8 protein-coding genes and 1 pseudogene are annotated in these 5,876 nt (G+C 72.0%); all 9 read right to left on the reverse strand.

The annotated features are described in order from the left end of the window. Positions 1-19 precede the first annotated feature (19 nt). Positions 20-1,597, reverse strand: a complete 1,578-nt coding sequence (locus G6028_RS15270; protein ID WP_182659380.1) for an anthranilate synthase component I — start codon at positions 1,595-1,597, stop codon at positions 20-22. After that, positions 1,594-1,773 (reverse strand): tautomerase family protein, encoded by a 180-nt coding sequence (locus G6028_RS15275; RefSeq protein WP_179525144.1) that lies wholly within the window; start codon positions 1,771-1,773, stop codon positions 1,594-1,596. The genes G6028_RS15270 and G6028_RS15275 overlap by 4 nt, the downstream gene beginning before the upstream one ends. 4 nt (positions 1,774-1,777) lie before the next feature. After that, positions 1,778-2,131, reverse strand: coding sequence for a phosphoribosyl-AMP cyclohydrolase (gene hisI / locus G6028_RS15280; RefSeq protein WP_182641514.1), 354 nt, complete (start codon positions 2,129-2,131; stop codon positions 1,778-1,780). Next, positions 2,128-2,901 carry an imidazole glycerol phosphate synthase subunit HisF gene (hisF, locus tag G6028_RS15285; protein ID WP_182641515.1) on the reverse strand — a complete coding sequence of 258 codons (774 nt, stop codon included), beginning with the start codon at positions 2,899-2,901 and terminating at the stop codon, positions 2,128-2,130. Before hisF ends, hisI begins: the two co-directional genes overlap by 4 nt. Positions 2,902-2,908: 7 nt before the next feature. Next, positions 2,909-3,823, reverse strand: a complete 915-nt coding sequence (locus tag G6028_RS15290) for an inositol monophosphatase family protein (protein ID WP_182641516.1) — start codon at positions 3,821-3,823, stop codon at positions 2,909-2,911. A gap of 60 nt (positions 3,824-3,883) precedes the next feature. After that, positions 3,884-4,639 carry a bifunctional 1-(5-phosphoribosyl)-5-((5-phosphoribosylamino)methylideneamino)imidazole-4-carboxamide isomerase/phosphoribosylanthranilate isomerase PriA gene (gene priA / locus G6028_RS15295; RefSeq protein ID WP_182659381.1) on the reverse strand — a complete coding sequence of 252 codons (756 nt, stop codon included), beginning with the start codon at positions 4,637-4,639 and terminating at the stop codon, positions 3,884-3,886. Continuing rightward, positions 4,639-4,947, reverse strand: a complete 309-nt coding sequence (locus G6028_RS15300; protein ID WP_182641517.1) for a hypothetical protein — start codon at positions 4,945-4,947, stop codon at positions 4,639-4,641. The genes priA and G6028_RS15300 overlap by 1 nt, the downstream gene beginning before the upstream one ends. Positions 4,948-4,969: 22 nt before the next feature. After that, positions 4,970-5,632, reverse strand: coding sequence for an imidazole glycerol phosphate synthase subunit HisH (gene hisH, locus G6028_RS15305; RefSeq protein WP_182641518.1), 663 nt, complete (start codon positions 5,630-5,632; stop codon positions 4,970-4,972). Further along, positions 5,629-5,876 (reverse strand): annotated as a pseudogene (locus G6028_RS15310) (MFS transporter); the annotation flags it as partial. The pseudogene G6028_RS15310 and the gene hisH, both read right to left, overlap by 4 nt.

A 5,876-nucleotide genomic window follows, 5' to 3' on the forward strand; every position in this document is an offset into this window, starting at 1 on the left:
CGGAGCCGGGCGTTCTGGGTCACCGGCCCTCCCCCGGCGTGTCCGCGCCCGCAGCGCCTCCCGTGGGGCCCGCGGGTCTCAGGGTGTCCGCCGCCGCGACGGCGCGGAGGACCGCCATCGCCTTGTTGCGGCACTCCTCGTCCTCGGACGCGGCGACCGAGTCGGCGACGATCCCGGCACCGGCCTGGACGTAGGCGGTCCCGTCCTTGAGCACCGCGGACCTGATGGCGATCGCCTGATCGGCGTTGCCGGCGAAGTCCACATAGCCGACCACTCCCCCGTAGACCCCGCGACGGGTGTCCTCGAGATCCTCGATGATCTGCAGCGCGCGGGGTTTGGGCGAGCCCGACAGGGTGCCGGCCGGGAAACAGGCCGTGACGGCGTCGATGCCCGTGCGCCCCTCCGCCAGGCGGCCCGTCACGGTGGAGACCAGGTGCATCACGTGGCTGTACCGCTCGACCTGGCGGAACTCGGTCACGACGACGGAGCCCGGCTCGCAGACGCGGCCGAGGTCGTTGCGACCCAGATCCACCAACATGAGGTGCTCGGCGTTCTCCTTGGCGTCCTCCACGAGGTCCTTGGCCAGCAGGACATCGTGCTCGTCGTCCTCACCCCGCGGCCGGGTCCCGGCGATCGGATGGGTCGTGGCCAGCCCGTCCTGCACCTTGACCAGGGCCTCGGGGCTCGATCCGACGATGGTGAACGCGGTGCCACCGAAGCCGTCGTCCCCGCTGCCGTCCGGGACCGTCATCAGATACATGTAGGGGCTCGGATTGGTCGTGCGCAGGATCCGGTAGACGTCTCTCGGCGAGGCCGAGGTGTCGACCTCGAAGCGCTGGCTGAGCACCACCTGGAAGGCTTCCCCGGAGTAGATCTGCTCGATGATGTCGGCCACCCGCTCGTGGTAGGTCGACTCGTCGGTGCGGCGGCGCATCCGCGGATCCGGTGTGTCGAAGACGCTGACCCCGCCGGCGCCGGGAGCCGCGAGCCTCGCCGTCATCGAGTCCACCCTGGCCACCGCGTCGGCGTAGGCCTCCTCGACCCGGTCGTCGCTGCCGTCCCAGTTGACCGCGTTGGCGATCAGGTGGATCCGGCCCTCGTGGTGGTCGAACGCCGCCAGGTCGGTGGCCAGCATCTGGACGAGCTCGGGGATGTGGAGGTCATCGGTGGTGTCCGGTGTGATGCGCTCGAGTCGGCGCACGATGTCGTACCCGAGGTAACCCACCAGCCCGGACGTCAGCGGCGGCAGGCCCTCGATCTGGTCGGTCCTCAGCAGGTCCAGGGTCCGGCGCAGGGCGTCGAGCGGGTCTCCGCCCGTCGGAGCCCCCGCGGGCACGTGCCCCAACCACATGGCCTCACCCGCGTCGTCGACGGTCAACGCCGCGGCAGACCCACAGCCGATGAACGACCACCGCGACCACGACCGGCCGTGCTCGGCCGACTCCAGCAGGAAGGTCCCGGGCCGGTCGGCCGCGAGCTTGTCGTACGCGGAGAGCGGCGTCTCGGAGTCGGCGAGCACCGTGCGCACCACGGGGACGACCCGGTGGCCCGAGGCGAGCGCCCGGAACTGCTCGAAGGTGGTGGTCCTGGTACTCATCCGACGACCCGGCCGCCGATCCCGAACGAGTCGTGCGGCATGTCGTTGACGAGCACCCACACCTTGGCCGGGTCCTTGCCCGCGGCCTCGGCGTAGGCGGCTGTGACGGCCTCGATCACCCGGGACTTGGACTCGGGGTCCATCCCGTCGAGCTGGTTGATCTGGATGAAGGGCACGGGCTCAGTCCTCCCCGAGGAGTGTGTCGGTGTCGAAGCAGCTGACCGTGCCGTTGTGGCAGGCTGCCCCGGTCTGGTCCACCTTCAGCAGGACGGTGTCGCCGTCGCAGTCGATCTCCACTCTGCGCACGTGCTGCACGTGGCCGGAGGTCTCCCCCTTGACCCACCGCGTCCCGCGCGAGCGCGAGTAGTACACCCCGCGCCGCGTGGCCAGCGTCTCGGCGAGGGCGGCGTCGTCCATCCACGCCATCATGAGGACCCGACCGGAGGTCGCGTCCTGCACGACGGCAGCGATCAGACCCTCCGCGTTCCGGGTGAGCCGGTCGGCGATGGTCGGGTCCAGGGCCGGATCACTCATCGGACCGTCATCCCCTCGGCCGCCATGGCCCTCTTCACGTCGCCGATCGTCATCTCGCCGAAGTGGAAGACGCTGGCCGCGAGAACGGCGTCGGCGCCGGCCTTGACCGCGGGGGCGAAGTGCTCGACCGCGCCGGCCCCGCCGGAGGCGATCACGGGGATCGTCACCGCCGCACGGACCGCACGGACCATGTCCAGGTCGAAACCCGCCTTGGTGCCGTCCGCGTCCATCGAGTTGAGCAGGATCTCCCCCACCCCCAGCTCCTGGCCACGCCGGGCCCACTCGACGGCGTCGATCCCGGTGCCCCGGCGGCCACCGTGGGTGGTGACCTCCCATCCCGATGGTGTGGGGGCCTCGCCCGCCGGCACCGTCCGGGCGTCGACGGACAGGACGATGCACTGGGAGCCGAAGCGCCTGCTGAGCTCCTCGAGCAGCTCCGGACGCGCGATCGCGGCGGTGTTGACGCTGACCTTGTCCGCCCCGGCGCGGAGCAGCTGGTCGACGTCCTCGGCAGCGCGTACCCCGCCGCCCACGGTGAGGGGGATGAAGACCTGCTCCGCGGTGCGTGTGACCACGTCGAGCATGGTCCCGCGCCCCGAGGACGACGCGGTGACGTCGAGGAAGGTCAGCTCGTCCGCGCCCTGCGCGTCGTAGGCGGCTGCCAGCTCGACCGGATCACCGGCGTCCCGCAGATCGAGGAAGTTCACGCCCTTGACCACGCGGCCCGCGTCGACGTCGAGGCACGGGATCACCCGGGTGGCGAGTGTCATGCCCGGTTCACCGCTCCCCGTCGAGCCACGGGCGGTTGCCGTCGGGACCGGGGGTGGCCCGGCGACGGCCCGCCTCGAAGAAGTTGCCCGGCTCGCCGAGCTCGCGGATGGTGCCGAGCACCTCCGCGTGCGCTCGCGGGCCGGCGGCGAGGATCGACTGGGAGTCGATCGACCACGGCTCACCGGTCAGGTCGGTGACCACTCCCCCGGCCGCGCGGATGTGGGAGGCGCCCGCGGCGTTGTCCCACGCGTAGTTGCCGAAGCTCACCGCAGCGGACAACCGGCTGGAACCCACGAACGACAGGTCCACCCCCGTCGACCCGAACTTGCGGGTGCGGGCGGCGTCGAGGGTGAGCTGCTCGAACACCTCTCGTCGATAGGCCGGCGGGTAGGTGGTGCGGGCGCCGGTGTTGAGCGACCCGAGGCCCAGCGCGACGTCGCGGATGGAGACGTCGGCGATCCGCGGGATCTCCTCGTCGTTCTCCTTGAGCGGGCCCCCGGCGATCGAGGTGAACCGCAGGCCGAGGAGGGGAAGCCAGGTCAGCCCGAGCACGGGCTGCCGCTCGTGGACCAGCGAGACGAGGATGCCGGTGGTGGGGATGCCGAGGGAGTAGTTGGCCGTGCCGTCGATCGGGTCGACCACCCAGAGTGTGCCCTCGTTGACCGGCGGGCCGCCGAACTCCTCGCCGTGCACCTCGAGATCGGTGCCCTCGCGCAGGGCGTCGGAGATCCGACGCTCCAGCTCGAGGTCGAGCTCGGTCGCGAAGTCGTTGCGCGAGCCCTTGGCGCGCGTGCCCTCGGCACCCAGTCCCTCGACGAAGCGGGGGGTGACCTCCTCGAGCACGCGGGCCGCCAGGGCGAGCGCCTCCGCGGGGTCGACGGACAGGTCCGTCGGCAGGGTGTTTCCGGTCTGATCGGTCATCTCGGGCCTCCTGCTCGAGGTCATGGGGTGGGGTGGAGCCGCCTGGTGGTCACTGCCGGCTCAGCGGACGCTCACCGCGGCCAGCGCCTCGGGGAGGGTGAAGCGACCGGCGTAGAGGGCCTTGCCCACGATCGCGCCCTCGACGCCCTCGGGCACCAGCGTCGCGATGGCCTCGAGGTCGGCCACGGAGGACACCCCGCCGGACGCCACCACCGGCGCTCCGGTGACCGAGCACACCTGGGAGAGCATCTCGAGGTTCGGACCGTTGAGCATGCCGTCCTTGGAGACGTCGGTGACGACGTACCGCGCACACCCGTCCTTGTCGAGGCGCTCCAGCACCTCCCACAGGTTGCCCCCGTCGGACACCCACCCGCGGCCACGGAGTCGGGGCTCGCCGTCGACCACACGGACGTCCAGCCCCACCGCGATGCGGTCCCCGTGCCGGGCGATCGCGGAGGCGCACCACTCCGGGTCCTCCAGGGCGGCGGTCCCCAGGTTGACCCGGGCGCAGCCGGTCGCGAGGGCGGCCTCCAGCGAGTCGTCGTCGCGGATCCCCCCGGACATCTCGACCTTGACGTCGAGCGCGCCGACCACCTCGGCCAGGAGGTCGCGGTTGGTCCCGCGTCCGAAGGCGGCGTCGAGATCCACCAGGTGGACCCACTCGGCCCCGTCCCGCTGCCACTGCATCGCGGCCTCGAGCGGAGATCCGTACGAGGTCTCGGTCCCGGCCTCCCCCTGCACCAGACGGACGGCCTGCCCGTCGGCGACGTCCACGGCGGGCAGGAGTTCGAGGTAAGAAGCGTTGGTCACGGGCATCAGCGTAGTCCGTCCGCCCGGGGGTGCTCCCCATCGCCCTCGGCCGGTTCCGACGGCTCCCCGGGGTGTACGCCGGAGTCGACCCCGACCTCGACGGCGGGCTCGTCCCCGTACTCGGCACGGATCGCCCGATCGGTGATGCGGGTGGACACGACCCCCATGGCCACGACCGTCATGACCACCCCGACCAGCGCCACGACCGCCCGGCCCACCGGCGGCAGCGGGAGCAGCGCCACCGCCAGGGCCGTCAGCCCCAGGGAGAGGACCCCCGCCCCGGATACCCCCAACGCCAGTACCGCGAACGACACGGGCGCCGGGCGACCCCGGCGGTCAGCCAAGGGATCTGATCCAGTTCTCGAGCAGCTGAAGTCCGGCGTCGCCCGACTTCTCGGGGTGGAACTGGGTGGCGGACAGGGGCCCGTTCTCCACGGCGGCGACGAACCTCGTGCCGTGCCGGGCCCAGGTGACATCCGGCGGGGCCAGGTGGTCGGACGGTTCCATCTCCCACCGCTGCACCCCGTAGGAGTGGACGAAGTAGAAGCGCTCGTCGGCGGGCATGCCGGCGAACAGGACGCTGCGCTCGGGCGCCTCGACGGTGTTCCACCCCATGTGCGGCAGCACCGGTGCCTCCAGCCGCTCGACCACCCCGGGCCACTCACCGCAGCCCGCCGCCCCGGAATCGGCGTGCTCGCCGTCCGAGAACTCCGTCCCACGCTCGAACATCACCTGCATACCCACACAGATCCCCAGGACGGGGCGACCGCCGGCGAGACGCTCGCCGATGATCCGCGGCCCCTTGACCGCCCGGAGACCCTCCATGCACGCCGCGAACGCACCGACCCCCGGGACCACGAGCGCGTCCGCCTCGGTGGCGACCCGGTGGTCCGAGGTGAGCTCGACCCGGGCGCCGACACGCTCCAGCGCGCGATGGGCCGAGCGGAGATTGCCCGAGCCGTAGTCGAGGAGCGCCACCCGCGGGGCCGATGAGGTCATGGGCTCACTTTATCGTCCGTGGCGGGCGAGGTCAGATCACGCGTCGGCCGGGTGCGCCGGGCGCCCACCGCCGCGGGACCGCCGACGAGCAGCACCACGCCGGCCGCGACCGTGAACAGGACGACGTATCCGAAACCGGCGACGCCACCCATGACCACCGACCCGAGACCCGTGCCCGCGTCGAAGGAGATGTTCCACGAGGCGGACGCGGTCCCCAGGCGCGAGCGCGGCATCCGCTCGAACG

Source organism: Dietzia cercidiphylli (assembly GCF_014145145.1).
GTDB classification, from domain to species: Bacteria; Actinomycetota; Actinomycetes; order Mycobacteriales; family Mycobacteriaceae; genus Dietzia; species Dietzia natronolimnaea.